Source organism: Pararhizobium sp. PWRC1-1, assembly GCF_049897905.1.
In the GTDB taxonomy this organism is placed as follows: Bacteria; Pseudomonadota; Alphaproteobacteria; order Rhizobiales; family Rhizobiaceae; genus Pararhizobium.
Map to the genome: position 1 here is coordinate 118,738 of NZ_JAFCXE010000018.1, position 17,790 is coordinate 136,527.

The 17,790-nt window shown below is 57.1% G+C and carries 16 protein-coding genes and 1 pseudogene; 7 read left to right on the forward strand and 10 right to left on the reverse strand.

What is annotated here, in order from left to right:
* Positions 1-7 precede the first annotated feature (7 nt).
* From ACP7E0_RS24605 to ACP7E0_RS24620, 4 genes are all read left to right on the forward strand, one after another.
* On the forward strand, positions 8-1,804 hold the full coding sequence (locus tag ACP7E0_RS24605; RefSeq protein WP_426128642.1) for an acetate/propionate family kinase: 1,797 nt from the start codon (positions 8-10) through the stop codon (positions 1,802-1,804).
* 228 nt (positions 1,805-2,032) lie between these two features.
* On the forward strand, positions 2,033-4,444 hold the full coding sequence (locus ACP7E0_RS24610; protein ID WP_426128644.1) for a phosphoketolase family protein: 2,412 nt from the start codon (positions 2,033-2,035) through the stop codon (positions 4,442-4,444).
* 203 nt (positions 4,445-4,647) lie between these two features.
* Positions 4,648-5,565, forward strand: a complete 918-nt coding sequence (locus ACP7E0_RS24615) for a DUF6929 family protein (protein WP_426128646.1) — start codon at positions 4,648-4,650, stop codon at positions 5,563-5,565.
* Positions 5,566-5,696: 131 nt separating this feature from the next.
* The gene (locus ACP7E0_RS24620; protein ID WP_426128648.1) at positions 5,697-5,843 is read left to right on the forward strand and encodes a hypothetical protein; all 147 of its coding nucleotides are present in this window, start codon (positions 5,697-5,699) and stop codon (positions 5,841-5,843) included.
* Positions 5,844-6,065: 222 nt separating this feature from the next.
* Here ACP7E0_RS24620 and ACP7E0_RS24625 read toward each other — a convergent pair whose 3' ends face one another.
* A complete protein-coding gene (locus ACP7E0_RS24625; RefSeq protein ID WP_426128650.1) occupies positions 6,066-6,797 on the reverse strand; it encodes a GntR family transcriptional regulator in 732 nt (243 codons plus the stop codon).
* A gap of 243 nt (positions 6,798-7,040) precedes the next feature.
* Between ACP7E0_RS24625 and ACP7E0_RS24630 the strand changes: the two genes are divergently transcribed.
* Together ACP7E0_RS24630 and ACP7E0_RS24635 are read left to right on the forward strand one after the other, a co-directional pair.
* Positions 7,041-8,054: an SIS domain-containing protein gene (locus ACP7E0_RS24630; RefSeq protein ID WP_426128652.1), complete on the forward strand. Its 1,014-nt coding sequence runs from the start codon at positions 7,041-7,043 to the stop codon at positions 8,052-8,054.
* 130 nt (positions 8,055-8,184) lie between these two features.
* A complete protein-coding gene (locus ACP7E0_RS24635; protein WP_426128654.1) occupies positions 8,185-9,009 on the forward strand; it encodes a PfkB family carbohydrate kinase in 825 nt (274 codons plus the stop codon).
* A gap of 65 nt (positions 9,010-9,074) precedes the next feature.
* Here ACP7E0_RS24635 and ACP7E0_RS24640 read toward each other — a convergent pair whose 3' ends face one another.
* From ACP7E0_RS24640 to ACP7E0_RS24670, 7 genes and pseudogenes are all read right to left on the reverse strand, one after another.
* On the reverse strand, positions 9,075-9,827 hold the full coding sequence (locus tag ACP7E0_RS24640) for an amino acid ABC transporter ATP-binding protein (protein ID WP_426128656.1): 753 nt from the start codon (positions 9,825-9,827) through the stop codon (positions 9,075-9,077).
* Positions 9,828-9,841: 14 nt separating this feature from the next.
* Positions 9,842-10,009 carry a hypothetical protein gene (locus ACP7E0_RS24645; RefSeq protein WP_426128658.1) on the reverse strand — a complete coding sequence of 56 codons (168 nt, stop codon included), beginning with the start codon at positions 10,007-10,009 and terminating at the stop codon, positions 9,842-9,844.
* 323 nt (positions 10,010-10,332) lie between these two features.
* Positions 10,333-10,725: pseudogene (locus ACP7E0_RS24650) on the reverse strand (DMT family transporter); the annotation flags it as partial.
* Entirely contained in the window at positions 10,715-11,686 is a 972-nt protein-coding gene (locus ACP7E0_RS24655; RefSeq protein ID WP_426128660.1) for an amino acid ABC transporter permease, read from the reverse strand. The gene ACP7E0_RS24655 and the pseudogene ACP7E0_RS24650, both read right to left, overlap by 11 nt.
* A 20-nt stretch (positions 11,687-11,706) precedes the next feature.
* Positions 11,707-12,987 carry an NAD(P)/FAD-dependent oxidoreductase gene (locus ACP7E0_RS24660; protein WP_426128662.1) on the reverse strand — a complete coding sequence of 427 codons (1,281 nt, stop codon included), beginning with the start codon at positions 12,985-12,987 and terminating at the stop codon, positions 11,707-11,709.
* Positions 12,988-13,040: 53 nt separating this feature from the next.
* Complete coding sequence (locus ACP7E0_RS24665; protein ID WP_426128664.1) at positions 13,041-13,865, reverse strand: transporter substrate-binding domain-containing protein; 825 nt, start codon at positions 13,863-13,865, stop codon at positions 13,041-13,043.
* 1,023 nt (positions 13,866-14,888) lie between these two features.
* Positions 14,889-15,140, reverse strand: coding sequence for a hypothetical protein (locus ACP7E0_RS24670; RefSeq protein ID WP_426128666.1), 252 nt, complete (start codon positions 15,138-15,140; stop codon positions 14,889-14,891).
* Positions 15,141-16,028: 888 nt separating this feature from the next.
* On the opposite strand from ACP7E0_RS24670, the gene ACP7E0_RS24675 reads away from it, so the two are divergent.
* Positions 16,029-16,472: a hypothetical protein gene (locus ACP7E0_RS24675; RefSeq protein ID WP_426128668.1), complete on the forward strand. Its 444-nt coding sequence runs from the start codon at positions 16,029-16,031 to the stop codon at positions 16,470-16,472.
* Positions 16,473-16,539: 67 nt separating this feature from the next.
* On the opposite strand, the gene ACP7E0_RS24680 is transcribed toward ACP7E0_RS24675, so the two are convergent.
* Positions 16,540-16,722, reverse strand: coding sequence for a hypothetical protein (locus tag ACP7E0_RS24680; RefSeq protein WP_426128670.1), 183 nt, complete (start codon positions 16,720-16,722; stop codon positions 16,540-16,542).
* 448 nt (positions 16,723-17,170) lie between these two features.
* Entirely contained in the window at positions 17,171-17,566 is a 396-nt protein-coding gene (locus ACP7E0_RS24685) for a DUF1236 domain-containing protein (RefSeq protein ID WP_426128672.1), read from the reverse strand.
* Positions 17,567-17,790: the final 224 nt, after the last annotated feature.

Below are 17,790 nucleotides of genomic sequence, written 5' to 3' on the forward strand. Positions count from 1 at the left end.
GCGTTCTGTGAAAATACTTGTGTTGAACTGCGGCAGCTCCAGCCTGAAGGTCGGCGTTTTCGAGATGGCGGAAAAGGCGACCGAGATATTTAAAGCGACCTACGAGAAATTTGAGGCCGGGAGCTGTTCCTACAAGATCACCAAGGACGGTGCGGCAGAAACCGGGGAAGCGCCACTTGGCGACATTGCCGCCGCCTTGGCTGCCCTTCCGCAAATTCTTGATGGCCATGGGATTAACAAACTGGAGGCGGTTGGCCACCGGATCGTGCACGGGGGCGAAAGGTTCCGAACTACAGCGGTTCTTGACGATGCGACAATTGCCGCGATTGAGGCACTGACGCCGTTGGCGCCGTTGCACAATCCCGCAAATCTGCTGGCTGCGCGCATTGCGAAGGAAGTCTGGCCGAATCTGCCTCAGGTCGCGGTCTTTGATACGGCATTCCATGCCACCAATCCACCACGCGCAACGACATACGCCGTGCCGAAGGCTTGGCGCGATGCCGGTCTGCGGCGCTTTGGGTTTCATGGGACGTCACACAAGTATGTGGCAATGCGTGCCGCGGAGGAGATCGGCGAACCGCTGCGTGATCTCCAGATCGTCAGCGTGCATCTTGGCAACGGTGCCAGTGTCTGCGCGGTCAACCGGGGGGAGAGCATAGACACGTCGATGGGCATGACGCCGCTCGAGGGCTTGGTGATGGGAACGCGCTCCGGCGACGTTGATCCGGGCCTGTTTGGGTTCCTGTCGCGGCAACTGGGCCTTTCAATAGCGGAGGTCGAGGAAGCTCTCTATTCACAGAGCGGGCTGAAGGGACTGACGGGCTCATCCGACATGCGCGATGTCGAAGATCGGGCCGGTAAAGGTGACACCGAAGCCCAGCTTGCCATCGAATTGTTCGCCTATCGTGCCCGGAAATACATTGGCGCCTATGCGGCGGCGATGGGTGGCCTTGATGCTGTCGTCTTTACCGGAGGGATCGGCGAGAACTCCCCGTCAATGCGCCGGCGCATCTGCGATGGACTGGAGTTCATGGGTTTGCGGCTCGACCACGATCGAAACCAGTTTGTCGAACTTGCGAAACACGCTGCACCGCAGATCCAGGCCTACGGTGCCAGGGTGCGGGTCATCGTTACAGAGACTGCCGAGCAATTGATGATCGCCCGGGAGACAGCCGGCGCATTGGCGCCGAAGGCAACCGTGCCCGAGCCGATCCCCGTTGCGGTATCGGCCCGTCACGTTCACCTGTCCCGAGCAGCGGTCGAGGCACTGTTTGGAGCCGGATACCAATTGACGCCCGCCGTTCCTCTCCGCCAGCCCGGACAATGGGCCGCAAGCGAGCGCATCACGCTAGAGGGGCCTAAAGGTCGTTTGGAGCGCGTCGCCATTCTGGGCCCCGAGCGTCCCCGCACGCAGATCGAAATTTCAAGAACGGATGGCTTTACGCTCGGCATTGATGCGCCGGTTCGCGATAGCGGTAAGCTGGACGGTACGCCAACGGTTCGCCTCATCGGACCCGTCGGTAGCCTCAATACCGATGGGCTGATTGTGGCTGCGCGGCACATCCATACCAACCCGGATGATGCCGGGCGCCTGGGCCTTGCGGACGGTACGCTCGTGGACGTTCACATCGGCGACGAAGAGCGCGGGCTGGTGTTTGGCAAGACGCTCATTCGCGTCGGCGCCGACGCAGTAACCGAGATGCATATCGATACAGATGAGGCAAACGCCGCCGATATCCGCGTCAGCGGTGAAGGATCGCTCGTTCCCGATCTTCGCGCCGTCGCGGTGGCGAACAGAGATTAGCGGATTTATCCCGGGTCCGCTGCTCTTTGCCGAAACGACGCTCTTCGACTATGCGGCCTGTGTCTGCCAGTTTTATGCCTGTCGCTTTGGCATTTGTCGCTACCGAATGGACCCAATGCCCGCTTGATGCGTTGGTGTCGATAAATACGGCAAGAACGGTGCTTCGACTTCGCAGCCGGATCCGCCCCCAGTACGCACTTTTTTAGGTCTGCGAAATTAGGAGCCAATATGAGCGACCACCTGAATGCCGCTACTGAATCTCAATGTCTTTCGCAACGCGAATTGCATGGCATTGACGCGTACTGGAGGGCGGCAAATTATCTGACGATCGGCCAGATATACTTGATGGACAATCCACTGCTGCGCGAACCGCTTCGGCTGGAGCATGTCAAACCAAGGCTCCTGGGCCACTGGGGTACATCGCCAGGCTTGAGCTTCATCTACGCACACCTGAACCGCGTTATCCGAGCCCGTGACGAGGACGTCATCTACGTCTGTGGGCCTGGCCATGGCGGCCCGGCAATGGTCGCCAATACCTATCTCGAAGGCACGTATAGTGAACTCTATCCAGACATCACGCTGGATGAGGTGGGAATGCGAAAACTATTCAGGCAGTTTTCGTTTCCGGGTGGAATTCCCAGCCATGCAGCGCCGGATATCCCCGGATCCATCCACGAGGGTGGCGAACTCGGCTATGCACTTTCACACGCCTTTGGCGCTGCTTTTGACAATCCGGATCTCATCGTCGCCTGCGTGGTTGGCGATGGAGAAGCTGAAACCGGGCCGCTTGCAGCCGCATGGCATTCAAACAAATTCTTGAACCCTGCGCGCGACGGCGCCGTCCTGCCGATCTTGCATTTGAATGGCTACAAGATTGCCAATCCGACAATTCTGGCGCGCATACCAGAAGACGAACTGCGTGCGTTGTTCATCGGCTACGGCTACGAGCCGCTGTTTGTCGAAGGGCACGATCCAGTACTGATGCATGAGCGAATGGCCGTTGTTCTCGACCAGGCGATCAGCAAAATTCATGATATTCAGGGCACTGCCCGGGGCGGCTCTAAACAGTCCTCACGTCCCAAATGGCCGATGATCGTGTTGCGTAGCCCGAAGGGCTGGACTGGCCCGAAAGATGTCGATGGCCTGAAGACCGAAGGGTTCTGGCGGTCGCATCAGGTACCCCTTTCGGGGATCGCGGAAAATCCGGATCATCTGAGGCTATTAGAGGAATGGCTGAGAAGCTATCGGCCAGAAGAACTGTTTGACGCGATAGGCGCTCCCTTGGCATCAATCCGTGAAACGGCGCCGCAAGGCCTGCGTCGGATGAGCGCCACCCCACATGCCAACGGTGGTCTTCTGCGCAAATCCCTCGATCTCCCCAGATTGCACGATCATGCAGTGGTAACCGGGCACCCAGGGTCAATGAGAGCCGAATCCACAAAAGCGATGGGCGATTTCCTGCGCGCCGTTATGGAGCTAAACGACACCGCCAAGAACTTCCGTATCGTCGGTCCCGACGAAACGGCGTCTAACCGGCTACAGGATGTCTTTAAGGTGACAGAACGCGCGTGGATGGAGACAATCCTTCCGGAGGACGTTCATCTGGGGCGCGACGGCAGAGTTATGGAAATCCTATCTGAGCATACCTGCCAGGGCTGGCTCGAAGGCTACCTTCTCACTGGCCGGCACGGGCTGTTTTCCTGTTACGAAGCGTTTATCCACATCGTCGATTCGATGTTCAATCAGCACGCGAAGTGGCTGGATGCGTGCCAGGATATTCCATGGCGCAGACCCATCTCGTCGCTGAATTATCTGCTCTCGAGCCATGTCTGGCATCAGGAACACAATGGCTTCAGCCATCAAGATCCAGGCTTTATCGATGTCGCCCTCAACAAGAAAGCTGACATCGTACGCGTCTACCTGCCGCCGGACGCGAATACACTGCTCTGCGTGACGGACCATGTCCTGCGCACGTGGAACCGTATCAACATCATCGTCGCGGGCAAGCCACCGTCGTGGCAGTGGCTGTCCATGGACAAGGCAATCGTACATTGCCGGGCGGGAATAGGCATCTGGGATTGGGCTTCAACGAAGAGCGAAAGCGAGCCCGACGTGGTGTTGGCGTGTGCCGGCGACGTTCCCACGCTGGAGACGCTGGCCGCAGTGCAGATCCTCAAGGAGCTTGCGCCGGATCTGGCCATCCGGGTCATCAACGTCGTGGATTTGATGACGCTGCAGCCAAAAGAGCATCATCCGCATGGCCTCTCAGACAAGCAGTTCGACGCGCTGTTTACCACCGACAAGCCAGTCATCTTCGCCTACCATGGCTATCCCTGGACGATCCATCGTCTCACCTATCGTAGAACCAATCACAACAACATCCATGTGCGCGGCTACAACGAGGAAGGCACGACGACGACGCCCTTCGACATGACCGTGCTGAATGGTCTCGACCGCTACCATATCGTGCACAGCGTGCTGGACTGGGTACCGGAGCTGAAAAGCATCCGCATCGGATTGAAGGAAATGATGGACAGCAAGTTGCTTGAGCACCGGGCGTATATCCGCGCGCATGGCCAAGACATGCCGGAGATTCGCGATTGGCAATGGATGGGTGAGGGTACCTCGACCAGTGGGTGAAGTGTTAAACTCGTGTGATCGCCCTATGGATTCGCTTGAGTTGACATCTGTTGATCGCGCCGGAAGCGCAAAGAGCAGTGAATGGCGTGAGGACGGTCTCGGCTAGGCGGGGAAGGGCCCAGACATTCCAATGCCGGCAGCTCTCTTCCACTCAGTGCAGGGAACCGCTGGAGCTGTTCAACTCACCCTGATACGATACAGCAATGATCACCCTTACCGAGATACGTAAGCTCAACATCTCTGCGGATGATGCGAGAAAGCAGCCTTTGCATATAAGCGCTGCAAGCGGGCTCGTGCGCGTCGGCTCAACTGTTTACGTTGTTGCCGACGACGAGCGCCATCTCGGTGTATTTTCCGCAACCGCGCCTGATCCTGGTCTTCTGATCCGGCTGTTTGATGGTGTGTTGCCCGCCAACAAGGCTGAGCGAAAGCGGCAAAAGCCGGACCTCGAAGCACTCACCCTTATTCCTGCTGTGGAGAATTTTCCGCATGGCGCACTGGTGGCTTTCGGATCGGGGTCGAGGCCGAACCGTGGCTACGGCGCTCTGCTCAGCCTCGACCCGTTTGGTGCGGTCTGCGGTTTGCCTAAAGAACTGGATATGTCCGCCATTCTCGGCCCCCTTTACGACGCGTTCGCTGAACTTAACATCGAGGGCGCGGTTGTTGTTGGCGACGAGTTGCGCATGTTCCAGCGCGGCAACAAGCGGCATGCCGACAACGCGATCATCCGTTATCCGCTTTCGCCAGTCCTCAATGCGTTGCTAAGTGCGCACGCCGATCCCATCGAGCCATCCGCTATCAATCGGCTAAGCCTTGGCTTAACCGAAGGCGTCCCCTTTTGCTTCACCGACGCAGCGGCGCTGCGCAATGGTGATATGGTGTTCAGCGCCGTGGCGGAAGATACTGAAGATGCTTATCGCGATGGCCCCTGCATTGGGGCTGCAATCGGAATAATCGACAACGACGGACATCTGCTGTCCTTGCAGCGACTTGACCGGCCATACAAGGTGGAGGGCATCTGTGTTCGGGTGGACGGCGATCGTCTGGATCTTCTGCTTGTCACCGATGCAGACAACCCCACCATACCGGCGATGCTGCTGTCCACATCGTTCGCGAGATAGCTCCAGCTTTCCTCAAACAGCATCAACAACTTCTTCGCGTCACAGGCGCGCCTCTGGAACAGACGCTGCGTTGCTCAGGAGCTTTTGGCGGAAAACACGCAAGCTCGCCTAAGTCTATCGCGTGGCGGGGAATGAGCAGTGTCCAAGCGGATGATGGCGAACGCCAGCCAGTGACCCAAATTGTCATCTATGGCAAGGCGCAAGGAAAGATGATGGCCCGCCTGATCGGGTCAGCGCTGACGCTACTTGTCAAAGCGGGCGATGAAAGTGATTTTTAGCTGATGGTCGTCGGTTCAGTTCCTGTCAAGGCGGGCGACTTTCACGGTGCCGGCGTGAGCTTAAGGTGTTCGATTTCGGAAGCTCGTTCCGATGGCGATCATTACGTCGGACGGCTTGACGTACGCGCTTGTAGCCGACAGGCGGTATAGCTTCTTAACAGGCTTCCCCGGAGAGCGTTCCCCTGTCTCTGCCCCATTTGCCCGGTGCTTTGCTCATGGCGGCTATTTGCGCACGAGACTGAAGGAAAAATGGCTGCCGCGGTGATAGTCGATTGCGTAAATGACGGGTATGCCGACAGCATTGAAACAGGTTTCGGTGATAAGTAGGGCAGGGCCGAAATCCCTCAGGTCGTTGCGTTCCACCACATCGCCCGGAAGCATCACTGCCGTCACGGCTGCAGCCGACATGCGCGGCCGCTGCTTGTGCTGTTCAAGCAGGGACAAAAGCGAACCACTCCAGTCTATATCATAGAGGCGAGCGGGCACGATACTGCGCGGCACGTAATCGAGACAGTACATGATCGGCGTGTCGTTCTCCAGCCGAAGACGCTCGATGCGGATGACGCGCTCGCCAGCATCAAGGCGCAATTGCTGGGCAATGGTCGCGTCGGGCGTTTCTTCGGAGATCGATAGAACCCTGTTCCGAGGCTTGTACCCATAATGGCGCGCCATGTCGGTGACGCTTTCGAACACGGTGATAGGCCGAACGACCTGGACCGCAGAAATCGCCGAAATGAAGCGGCCGCGTCCATGCTCGACATAGATAATATCGTCCTGCTCGAGCAGCTTTAATGCTTCGCGCAGGGCTGGGCGCGAAATCTTGAAACGGGCAGTCAGTTGCGCCTCCGTTGGCAGCTTGTCGCCCGGCTGAAGATCTTCGTCCCGGATCAGATCGGCGATGCGATCGCGAAGCTGGATCACCAGGGTGCGGGTATCGCGAATGGGTTCGTCCAAGGCATTCCTCACGCGTTTAAAAAATTTCTATTTCCTTGTCTGACAAATACGCAAAGGTCAAGCAGAGGCAATGGAGTGTGCAACTGAGTGTTGGAAGGCAATCCATGCATCGCCAGACAGAGAAACTTAAAGCGCGCTTGACAGCGAAAAACAAAGATGTCAGTTGTCTTACAACATTGTCGAGCTCGACAGAGAGCTGAGGCGATCACGGGTAGCCATGATCATGACAACAGAGGGTTTTCCATGCTGAATTTTGACGAAGAAAGATTCCTGCGCATCCAGTCAGGCGCCGCCGGCCTTGCAAAGCGCTTCGATGATGTGATTGCGGGCTGCCTGGCTGCGGGTGCCGAAAATGTCTTTTTCCTGGGGACCGGAGGGGCTGCCATCCTTATGCAGCCGGCTTATCAGCTGTTGCAGCGCAAGTCGCGCTTCCCTTCCTTCATCCACCTGACCGCAGAACTCCTCATCACCGGCTCGGCCAATCTGACCAGGAAATCCATTGTCGTCATGCCGTCGTTGTCCGGTACGACCACGGAAAGCGTTGCTTTGCTGGCGAAAATCAAGGAAACCGGGGCCACCGTCCTAACGCTTGTTGGCCATGAGGAAACGCCTCTCGGCAGGGGCGGCGACCATGTGTTCGTAAATTTTGCCGCAGACGATACGTCCTGCGAATCCTTTTATCTTCAGTCGCTAATCATCGCGCTGTCGATCATGAAGCATCGCGGCGATATCGCCAATCACGAGCAAATCATCGCGGAATTGCAGAGCCTTCCAAAGCTGTTGCTCGAGGTAAAGCGTGCCTATGAGGACAAGGCGGAAGGGTTTGCCAAGGTCCTTGCTGCTTCCGACTATCATATCGTTACCGGCGCCGGTAACGTCTGGCCAGAAGCCTTCTACTACGGCATGTGTATTCTTGAAGAGATGCAATGGATCCGCACCCGTCCGGTGCACGCCTCCGACTTTTTCCACGGCACGCTCGAGCTGGTCGAGAAGGGTGTTAGCGTCATCCTGTTCAAGGGTGAGGATGAATGCCGTTCGGTTGCCGATCGCGTGGAAAATTTCGCGCCGAGTTACACCGACAAGCTCACCATACTCGATACGGCCGGTTTCGAACTGCCGGGCATCTCGCAAGAAGTGCGTGGTCTGATCTCGCCAATCCTGCTCGCAACGGTGCTTGAGCGCATCAGCGCCCATCTGGAAGTCCTGCGCAATCACCCGCTGACCACGCGCCGCTACTATAAGCGGGTTGCCTACTAAGCCAGGGTCGGCATGATGACAAATCGGTAGCTCCCGGACGTCTTTCAGATTGCCGGATGATACCATTCGGGCCGCGACAGTCGCAACGACGGTCGCGGCGCTGCGGTTGTGAAAGATTACTCGAGGTCCCATGTCCCGTCTCCGCTTCGCCGCCGTCGGCGATAATTGCGTCGATCGATTTCAGCCACCTGTCGGACAATCACTTATCGGCGGCAATGCCATCAACGTCGCCGTCCAGCTGGCGCTGCTCGGCCATGAAGCCTATTATTTCGGTGCTGTCGGCCGTGATGCGGAAGGCGAGCGTACACGCCATTTGCTCATCTCGAAGGGTGTCCGCGTCGATTACCTGCAGATGCTGCCGGGCGAAACCGCCTATACGAATATCGACATTACAGAGACCGGCGACCGCATCTTCGCTTTCGAGGAATTCGGCGTGTGCGCAGGCTACATACCGAGCGAGGCGGATTTGACGGCTCTCATCGGCATGGATCATGTGCACGTTGGCTGGATAGCCGATGGTGGCCTCGTCCGTCGCAGGGTTGCCGGCGCGGGCACCAGTGTCTCGCAGGATATCTCCGTCAACAACGACCCCGTCCATCTTGGCGTCGAAGGGCTCCGGATCGCCTTCGGTTCCGCGGGCGAGGATCGTCAGAAGGCAGAAGCAATGTTGCAGGGATATCTTGCAAACGGCGCCAAGCTCGCAGTTGTAACGCGGGGAGCCGAAGGGTCGGCGGCGTGCAATGGCAGGGAATATGCCGAAACTGGCATCACACCGGTCGATGTCATCGATACGACGGGGGCAGGCGACAGCTTTATTGCCGGTTTCCTCCATGCTCACCTGTCTGGCGACAACCTCGAAACCAGCCTCGCATCAGGCCGCCAATGCGCCGCGCGTGCATGCGGCCATTTCGGCGGTTTCCCCCAGGTGCCACAAAAACTCCGAGGTATGGTGTGATGAGTTCTAAGATGAACTAAAAAGAGACCGGCGAAGCATTGCCGGTCTCTTCTCGTATCAACTGATCAGTGCAGGATCTGGCTCAGGAAAAGCCGGCTGCGTTCATTCTGCGGATTATCGAAAAATTCCGTCGGGGGAGCCTCCTCCACCACGCGGCCCTGGTCCATGAATATCACCCGATCGGCGACCTGGCGGGCAAAGCCCATCTCATGGGTAACGCAGATCATCGTCATACCCTCCTGCGCAAGCGACACCATTGTATCCAAGACCTCCTTGACCATCTCCGGATCGAGTGCAGAGGTCGGCTCGTCAAACAGCATGACCCTGGGGCTCATGCAGAGCGCACGGGCGATTGCCACACGCTGCTGTTGACCACCGGACAGCTGTCCCGGAAATTTATCGGCCTGCTCGGGAATGCGGACCCGCTCGAGGAAGTGCATGGCGATTTCGGTTGCCTTAGGCTTGCTCAGCTTGCGTACCCAGACGGGTGCAAGAATGCAGTTTTGCAGAACGGTTAGATGCGGGAAGAGATTGAAGTGCTGAAACACCATGCCGACTTCGCGGCGCACATCTTTGATGTTTTCTTCGTCTTCGTTCAAAACAATGCCGCCGACGGTGATGATCCCCTGCTGGTGCACTTCAAGTCTATTGATACAGCGGATCAGCGTGGATTTTCCCGAACCGGAGGGTCCACAAATTACGATCCGTTCCTTCTTGGCAATCTCCAGGTTGATATCTGCGAGCGCATGGTACGATCCATACCATTTGTTCACTCCAGAGAGCGCGATCTCGATCTCGGGTTTGGATGATTGCAGCATGGAAATTCCTCCGGTTATTTTAGGACCAGCCAGCCTGACGCGATAATAATCGCAGCGCCGGCTAGCGTGTGGATTTCGACCGGTGCGCCAAATACGAGCGCGCCGAACAGGCATCCCCAAATGATTTGGCTATATTGAAAGGGTGCAACGACCGACGCTTCACCGGTGCGGAAAGCGCGCACCAAAAACGCATGACCACCAAAGAGTTCAGTCCGGCCGCAACCACCAGGACGATATCGCTCGTTTCAACAGCTGCGTAGCCACCGCCGGCCAGGGTAACCCCGAACGAGAGCAAGCCCAGAACCACGAACAAGGTCGCAACCAGCGCCGTGTCGGACTCATTCGTTTGCGTTCGGCGCAGAAGCACCAGCGACAACGCAAACAGCAGAGCCGAACCGATTGCGGCTGCGTGTCCGATGTTCATCGGTGCAATGCCGGGTTTCAACGCGACGATCACACCGGAAAAGCCGAGCACTACGCCGATCCAGGCCACCTGCGAGAGCCGCTCGCCGAGCAGAGCAAAGGACAGTAGGGCGACGAGCACCGGTGACAGGAAAGCCAGCACATAGGCCTCCGCCAAGGGAAGAGCGGCGAAGGCATAGTGGATCAGCAGCGTATCGGCGGCGAGCAGGGCTGCGCGCACGAAGGCTAGAGCGGGATAACGTGGCCAAAGCGCCTGCCCAGGCCCCGCGGCCATTGCGGTTCCCACGACAAAGATGAAGGCTGCGGCAGTGACCATGAATGTCACCTGCGGAACCGCAAACCGCTCGGTCAGGAGCTTCACAATAACGTCGGTTCCGGAAAACAAAGCAAACGCACATAATACGATTGCCGCCGCCTGCATGTTCGCCCGCGTCGGGCTTGCTCCAGCAGCCAGTACAGTCGGATCAGCGGGCATTGAAGCGGCCGAAATGGGCTTCAATGCGCGACTGTAGGAATTCAAGACCCATCGACAATACCCAGTAGATCATGGAAGCGGTGATCAGCATTTCGATATGACGAAACTCCGTCTGACCTTGGGTACGGGCGAGATACATGATCTCCCAGACACCAACGACGGATACCAGCGATGAGTCCTTCAGCATCGCGATGAACTGATTGCCGGTCGGCGGGACAATCACCCGCATCGCCTGTGGCAAAATGACGAGGAACATCGTCTGGTTGGGACTGAGGCCCAGCGCGGTCGCGCCTTCTGTCTGGCCGCGCGAGATGCTCTCGATACCGGCGCGGAAAATCTCCGTCATATAGGCGCCGTAGCATAGCGACAACGCCAGGATGCCTGCGGGAACCGCGCTGATCACATAGCCGACCTGTGGAAGGCCGAGATAGATGATGTAGATCTGCATCAGCAACGGCAGGCCACGGAACAGAGACGTGTAGAAGGTGGCAAGACCGTAGACCACACCGTTCTTCGAGAGTTTTGCCATGGCGCCCGCCAGAGCTATGACGGTGGCAATCGCAATCGAGATGGCCGAAATATAGAGCGTTGTGACGACCCCTTGCGAGATCATAAAGCCAATTTTACGGGCGATGAAGGAGAGGGAGAGGTCGAACGAGTAGAAGAACAGCATCAGCAGGACGAACAGCTCGATCCAGACCGTCACGATCTGTTGTCGGCGGGGCAAAAGCTGGAGCAGTTTCCAGTTGAATGCGATGATCAGGGCAATCGCGATTGCAGAGAGGGCGCGCCCCAGCTGCTTGTTGTCCTTCAGCCAGTCAATGGCCGACGGAAAGAGCTTGCCGATCCAGGCAGAGCTTACTCCAAGCGCATAAAGTGCTGCTGCTACGAGCGCAAAAATCAGCAGAACACCGATACGGCGGGCTGCCGTGGGATAGTCGAGTATCAGTCTTCCAAGCATCGATTTCCCCGCCGTGTTGATCAGGCCGCGCGCTCGCGCCACCGATCCTGGGCCTGCAATTTCCAATAGGTGAGTTGTGCCGTGACAAGGCCCGCAACACCGCCCGCCCAGACAAGGCCGAACGGCTTGAAGAGCTTGTAGCGGTCCGATTGACCGAGAATGCCCTCGGCAACGACCTTGCCGCCAATGGCCGTGGTGTTGAGGCCGTGACCGCCGAACGCCGTGCAATGCCATACACCAGGCTGCATTTCCCCGATCTGGGGCATGAGATGGCGGGCGTAGGACATAAGGCCGGACCAGGCCAGTTCGGTTTTCAGATCTTTCAGTTGAGGGTAGGTCGTGGTCATCTCGCGGTGCAGTTCGCCCGCGAGTGCCGCCGGGGAGGCTGCCCGGGTGGTGATGCGCCCGCCCCAAAGAATACGTTTCCCGTTCTCAACGAGCCGGTAATAATCGCCCGCGCGGCGGTTGTCGCCAACTGCGTCACGGGTCACGATCGCCTCGCGGATGAGGTCCGGGGCTTCTTCCGTCAGCATGACGTAGGTGGCGATGGGCAGGTAAGACCGATCGAGCTTGCCGACGAGTGAAGACGTGTAGCCGCCTGTGGTAAAGACGACCTGGCGGGCGCTGACCTGTCCACCGCGGCACGAGACGAGCTTTTGTGCGCCAGCGAGAGTACAGCGCAACGCTGGTGAATTCTCATAGATGTGGCCACCCAGCCGTTCAATCTCCGTTGCCAGCGCACGCAGATAGTTTAGCGGGTGCATATGGAAGGCGATCGGATCGCGGAGCGCCTGGAAATATCGGTTTGACTTCAGGCGGTTGCGGACGGCGTCAATGCCCAGAAACTCAAGCTGATAGCCATATTCACGGCGCATATTCTCGGCGTGGGCTTTCAAATTCGTGCCGTCGTCGTAGCGTGTGACGCTCATGATGCCGGCCTGGGGTCTCGCCTCAGAGATGCTGAGGTCCCTGATCGTGTCGCGGATAAAATCCACGCCTTCGATCGAAAGCAGATGCAGCTTTCGCGCGGCATCACGGCCCGCAGCACGGGCGATCGCGTCGTTCCCTGTTGCGAAACCGGGACTGACGAAGCCGCCGTTGCGGCCTGACGCTCCAAAGCCGACGCTGCTGGCCTCAAGAACGATGACCCGGTGGCCGGCGCGGGCAAGCTGCAGCGCTGTCGTCAATCCAGCGAGGCCACCGCCGATGATCACCGTGTCGCAATCGACGGAACCGGAGACTGCTGGACGCTCGACCGCGTCCGCCAAAGTGCGGCGGTAATAAGTGTCTGGATAGGTCATGTAAGGCTCATTTGGCAAGGAGATGCCGGGCGCGAGCCCGGCATTGTTAAGGCTTAGTCGGCGCTGTAGTCCTTGCCATACCATTTGGTCGTCAGGGCAGTGAGCGTACCGTCCTTTTTCATATCGGCAATAAAACCACCGATTTTGGCCGTCCATTCCGGATCGGCCTTCTCGCCGATGACAACCAGCGGCTCGCGAAAGGCATAGCCATCGTCGAGAATGCGCAGCGGATAGCCATTCTTGATCGCGTTCTTGGCGGTCTGCTCTGGCGCGATAACTGCATCAAGACGCACACCATCGCCGAGACGCAGGTCGTCGAAAGGCAGCATTGAATCGGCGAATGTGCGAATTTCGCCCGGCTCCAACTTGTATTCGATCGGCGGCAAGCCGGGTGCATCTATTTCCAGTTGACGGCGGACAAAATCCTCCGACGTGGTCGCCGTCTCGACACCGATGACCTTTCCATTCAGGTCGCCCACGGCCTTGGCGGGGCTATCCTTGTGAACCACGTAGACATAGGGGCTGTAGTAATAGATACCGGCAAAGTCGATGACTTGCGCACGCGCCTTGGTGGGGGTGACGGAACCGACGCCAATATCGTAACGCCCTTGCCAACGTCCGCCGGTCAACGTCGCCCAGTCGGGCGTTTGGAAGCTTACCTCAACGCCGAGGCGCTTGGCGATCTCCCGAGATACATCGATATCGAACCCAACCATTTCATTGTTGTCATCGAGAAAGCTCTGCGGCGGCCAACTACTATTGGTCGCGACAACCATCGCCTTGTTTTCCATCACGCGATCAAGCGTTTCGCCCGCAAAGGCAGAGTCTGCGGCAGCCAGCAGCGCAGTACTAGCAATAAGCTTTGTGAGAAAATTCATGGTGCCTCCCAGCATGTTCATCGACATTTTGTAAGATGTCTGACAACTGTTATTGGCGGTACCGGCGCTTATGTCAATGGACGCATGCTCCAGACTTGATGAGAAATCACGATGAGAATGTGCGAAGGGGTCACAAAGTCAGCCGCACCGCAACTTGCGCGCCTGCAGTAGCTATGACGGCCGACTTCGAAAACGCGGTTTTCGTCCGTGCTACTGGATTCTTTCCGGCATACAACTCGCTCCGGCGACTTTTCGGTCTGAGCGATCGGTTTGACTGGGGTGTCCTGCCTCCAGAACCGGTGAGTCGGCCGATAGAATCGGCACGTTTCGCGCGACGCAGGTCCACCTTCCAGGTTTCATGGACACTTCATTTAGCGGGCACCTAGAACGCACAATCTGGGTAAAATGTCCTACGATGCGGGGAAGAGGAGGGGAGGGGCTTACCCCTGGCGGCTTGTCGGTCGACAAACTAACCGATGGGGTAGCTACCAACCGGGATCGGGCCATTCCACGGGATCCCACAGGGCAAACTGTCCGGGAGAGAGAAGACCCTTTTCGCCTCGCTGGAGACGCAGGGTGTAGTCGCTCTCGTACATCGGATATTTTTGGGGCCATTACACATCCGACTGAGCGAGTAGATGAACCGTTCATCTAAAACGTGGTTTTGCCGTCGCGGACTAAAGTCCATCGTGGGCTGGCAAAGGTCCTATGTATCACCCACGCCGGAACTCAGTGCTAAGTCACCGGTTTAACCTTCGCCGTGGATTGCACAGACACGGCCGCAGGGCTACCCCCAGCCAGACCCGTCGTTCTTTTCGAGCGGCGGGTCATGGGATAAAATATCTCCGTCGCGTTATTTGGGTTTTTAGGGTTCTACCGTGAAGCCGCAACGGCAGATCCGTTTACAAGAGGTTGCGCCGCAGATAACGGCCGCAGTAATCTTCGGCTGCTTCCGTACAGCTATTGCGTGGGAGCGGTAACAGGTCCCACTCTATTTCAGGAGATTTCGTAACTGCGCCACTGTCAGGTAACGTCACCGGGCCCGTAATAGACTTTTGTCCAGACAACGGACCATTCATCCGAGCCGCCTTCATCATATACGTAGCGGCCATCCCCGGAAAGCTCTTCGCGCCAGGGATCCACGGTCAACCATGCCGGAGGTGCTATTCCGGGTAGCTTCAACAACTGAAGTACGTCGTGAAGCTCCGGGAGCGTGGTGACCTTTTGTATGTCCTGTAAACCGCTAGCTCTTATTGTCCAGGCATAATGCGTCATCGTGCGGTTTCCTTTCCAGACGTGTCGAGGCAGTGCTTACCATCAGCCATGCTATCGATGAGAGATCTTCCACTGATTGCTGGTGACCGTGATGCGCCAGAGCAGGTGTTCGCGGTCATGTCCCTGGAAACAGCCACCTTCTCTTCCCTAGGTGGGACGGTCTGGGGGCGACTGATGCTCAACCATGAAAACCTAATGTTCAATCAACTGACCTTCCCGATCGGCTCCATGGTTTCCACCAACCTCTCAACTGCGCACCCTCGATCATTCAGGATATCGACGAGAGCTCCGACCAGGAGCGGGCGAAGCAAAACCCTATAGACAATCGTATGCTCCGGAAGCATTCGACTGGGATCTTCGAGGAGGAAGCGACGATGACCACGCGCTTCTTCATAGGCCCGAGCTTCGTCCGAAACATAGGACAAGGAGCTCCCATTTCCTAAGGTGTAAGCGTAAATCGTAAATCCGTCGGACATTTCACACCTCGTGTTACGTAGCCTACTTTTTGTTCAGCGCTAGCGGCTGATCGCGAGACAGGCTTATGTCAATATAGCTCTTGTAGATCATCCCTCCATCCGGCTTCGGCCCTCTCATGAGCTAAGACCTTTGGAATGAAATCAAGGCAAAGGCCCTACCGAGGTTGCGAAAGTCAAATTTTGGGACCAAATCCGTGTAAACGACAGGTGCTTGTGTTGTCGCGCGACATTCAACCCCACCAGAAAACGGCTTATGTCTGGACGAGATTGAGAAAAGGCGGGGATGACGATATATACGATCAGGTACTGTTGACGACCGGCGCGGTCAAATTCAGAGTATAAAGCGCTACTGCACGCATGCCTGCGTGCTTTGAGACGATGGGCGTAGAGGTTCGCTCGCAAGGAGTCCCGCATGACGACGTGCCGAAAAATTGTTCAGTCTCAACTCGGCATTATTTTGAGCGTATTGATTGCGGCAACCCCATACACAATGAAGGTTTCGGATTTTACCCCTGAGCTTGCCCCCCATTCTGTTTTTGCAAAAGACGGCAACAGCGGAAATGGAAATGGCGGCGGCAATGGGAACGGTGGGGGCAACGGGAACGGCGGCGGGACTGGCGGCGGGAATGGCAATCAGGGCGCGGGCAAAAGCGAGACGCGAGGAAACTCTCAAGGCGCAAAGGATCAGGGTTCGAAAGGGAAGATCGGTTCTGCAGGACTATCTGTTCGCCATAGCGACGGGATCAGCGAGGTCGTGCGCAATGGGCGATATATCATGAAGGATTCCAAAGGTCGCACGATCGTGAACCGTCAGGCCACGCTCGCAGATGAGATCCGTCTGAGATTTTTGCATTAGAATCTGATGACGTGCGTGTCAAAGGCATTCGATGGCCTCGAACGCGGGAAATTGCAGCAAGTTGGAATTATTTGCCGATCGCGCCTTCAATTTTCGACTGGAGAAATGCCATTGGCTCCTTGATCGTGATCGGCCCTCCAGACGTTAAAATCCGCGTAAGTTTGTGCTCATCCACCGGATAAATGACGATGAGCTGATTAACGTTCACGTATATTTTTTCATCGGTTTCAGATGTCAGGTCAAGCCACATGGCAGCGCTCCTCGGTCGTGTCGTTAAAACCACTCTTGACGCGGGCCCTGACTTCGCGAGGGCGAGCTGTGAACGGTGCAGGCTATTTCATCTGGTCCAAGTGAGTGCTGGGCAAGACCACATTTATCTGTCGTTTGGGCGGTCCGGCAATGCTCGTGGAGAAGACTGCCAGGGTCAGTCCAGCCATCACAAGAAAAATAGAGAAAAAAACCCCGCCTAGTGAGGAACTGGACGTTGGCGTGTGTTGATAAGACATTTGTTGATCTCATTGAGGGCCGGGGGAGGCAACGCGAGGCAGGGCGGTACATTCCGTATCGCCCTGCCAAAATTTAGGCGAACCCAATAAACGACAGGATTGCGCCGATGATGACAATTGCTCCAACGAGCCAGATCAAACTGTTCATTGCTTATCTCCTTCACGGCGATCATGTCACCGGACAGGTTACCGTTACTGGATCACCTGGACGACAGTCCGTGTCTGCGGGTCAACGATGACACGCTGCTCATTGACGATGGTGTAGGAATAACGGGGATCCTCCGCGATCGGCATCAGAACCACCTCTTGCGGTAAAGGCTTCCCGACGACGATAGGCTGTTCCACGACGACTGAACGCTGTCCAGGCTGCTGTCGAACATAGGTGACAACACGTTCTGGCGGGGGATCAATGACAGCGCCTGCGATCGCGCCGGCGACGCCGCCAACTGCAGCGCCCACGGGACCGCCGACGATTGCACCAGTGATGGCACCACCAGCCGCCCCGGTAACTGCACCGTCTTCTGCAAAAGCGGTGCCGCCGAGCAGCGTAGTGGCGAGGGCTGATGCGAGAATGAGTTTCGTTTTCATGAAAGGCTCCTACTTTGCGTTTACAGCAGCACAACGTCATCGATCGGAAGCTGTTCCACCCTAGGGCTTGAGTCTCGTTTCTGTGAGACGAACGCAGGAAGATGGTAGGGCTAAAGTCCTGTATCACCACAGTAAACGTGGATCGCAAGCCATCCCGGGGAACAAACTCCGGCGCGTTCTATTCACGCTAGATTGAACATAGGAACCGACGATGGACACTAGTT

Excerpts from the sequence above, each read along its gene's own strand:
- ACP7E0_RS24635 (WP_426128654.1), top strand. The coding sequence starts at position 8,185 with ATGTCCCGTCTCCGCTTCGCCGCCGTCGGCGATAATTGCGTCGATCGA.
- ACP7E0_RS24620 (WP_426128648.1), top strand. The coding sequence starts at position 5,697 with ATGAGCAGTGTCCAAGCGGATGATGGCGAACGCCAGCCAGTGACCCAA.
- ACP7E0_RS24670 (WP_426128666.1), bottom strand. The coding sequence starts at position 15,140 with ATGACGCATTATGCCTGGACAATAAGAGCTAGCGGTTTACAGGACATA.
- ACP7E0_RS24680 (WP_426128670.1), bottom strand. The coding sequence starts at position 16,722 with ATGTGGCTTGACCTGACATCTGAAACCGATGAAAAAATATACGTGAAC.
- ACP7E0_RS24655 (WP_426128660.1), bottom strand. The coding sequence starts at position 11,686 with ATGCTTGGAAGACTGATACTCGACTATCCCACGGCAGCCCGCCGTATC.
- ACP7E0_RS24610 (WP_426128644.1), top strand. The coding sequence starts at position 2,033 with ATGAGCGACCACCTGAATGCCGCTACTGAATCTCAATGTCTTTCGCAA.
- ACP7E0_RS24685 (WP_426128672.1), bottom strand. The coding sequence starts at position 17,566 with ATGAAAACGAAACTCATTCTCGCATCAGCCCTCGCCACTACGCTGCTC.
- ACP7E0_RS24675 (WP_426128668.1), top strand. The coding sequence starts at position 16,029 with ATGACGACGTGCCGAAAAATTGTTCAGTCTCAACTCGGCATTATTTTG.
- ACP7E0_RS24615 (WP_426128646.1), top strand. The coding sequence starts at position 4,648 with ATGATCACCCTTACCGAGATACGTAAGCTCAACATCTCTGCGGATGAT.
- ACP7E0_RS24640 (WP_426128656.1), bottom strand. The coding sequence starts at position 9,827 with ATGCTGCAATCATCCAAACCCGAGATCGAGATCGCGCTCTCTGGAGTG.
- ACP7E0_RS24660 (WP_426128662.1), bottom strand. The coding sequence starts at position 12,987 with ATGACCTATCCAGACACTTATTACCGCCGCACTTTGGCGGACGCGGTC.
- ACP7E0_RS24630 (WP_426128652.1), top strand. The coding sequence starts at position 7,041 with ATGCTGAATTTTGACGAAGAAAGATTCCTGCGCATCCAGTCAGGCGCC.
- ACP7E0_RS24665 (WP_426128664.1), bottom strand. The coding sequence starts at position 13,865 with ATGAATTTTCTCACAAAGCTTATTGCTAGTACTGCGCTGCTGGCTGCC.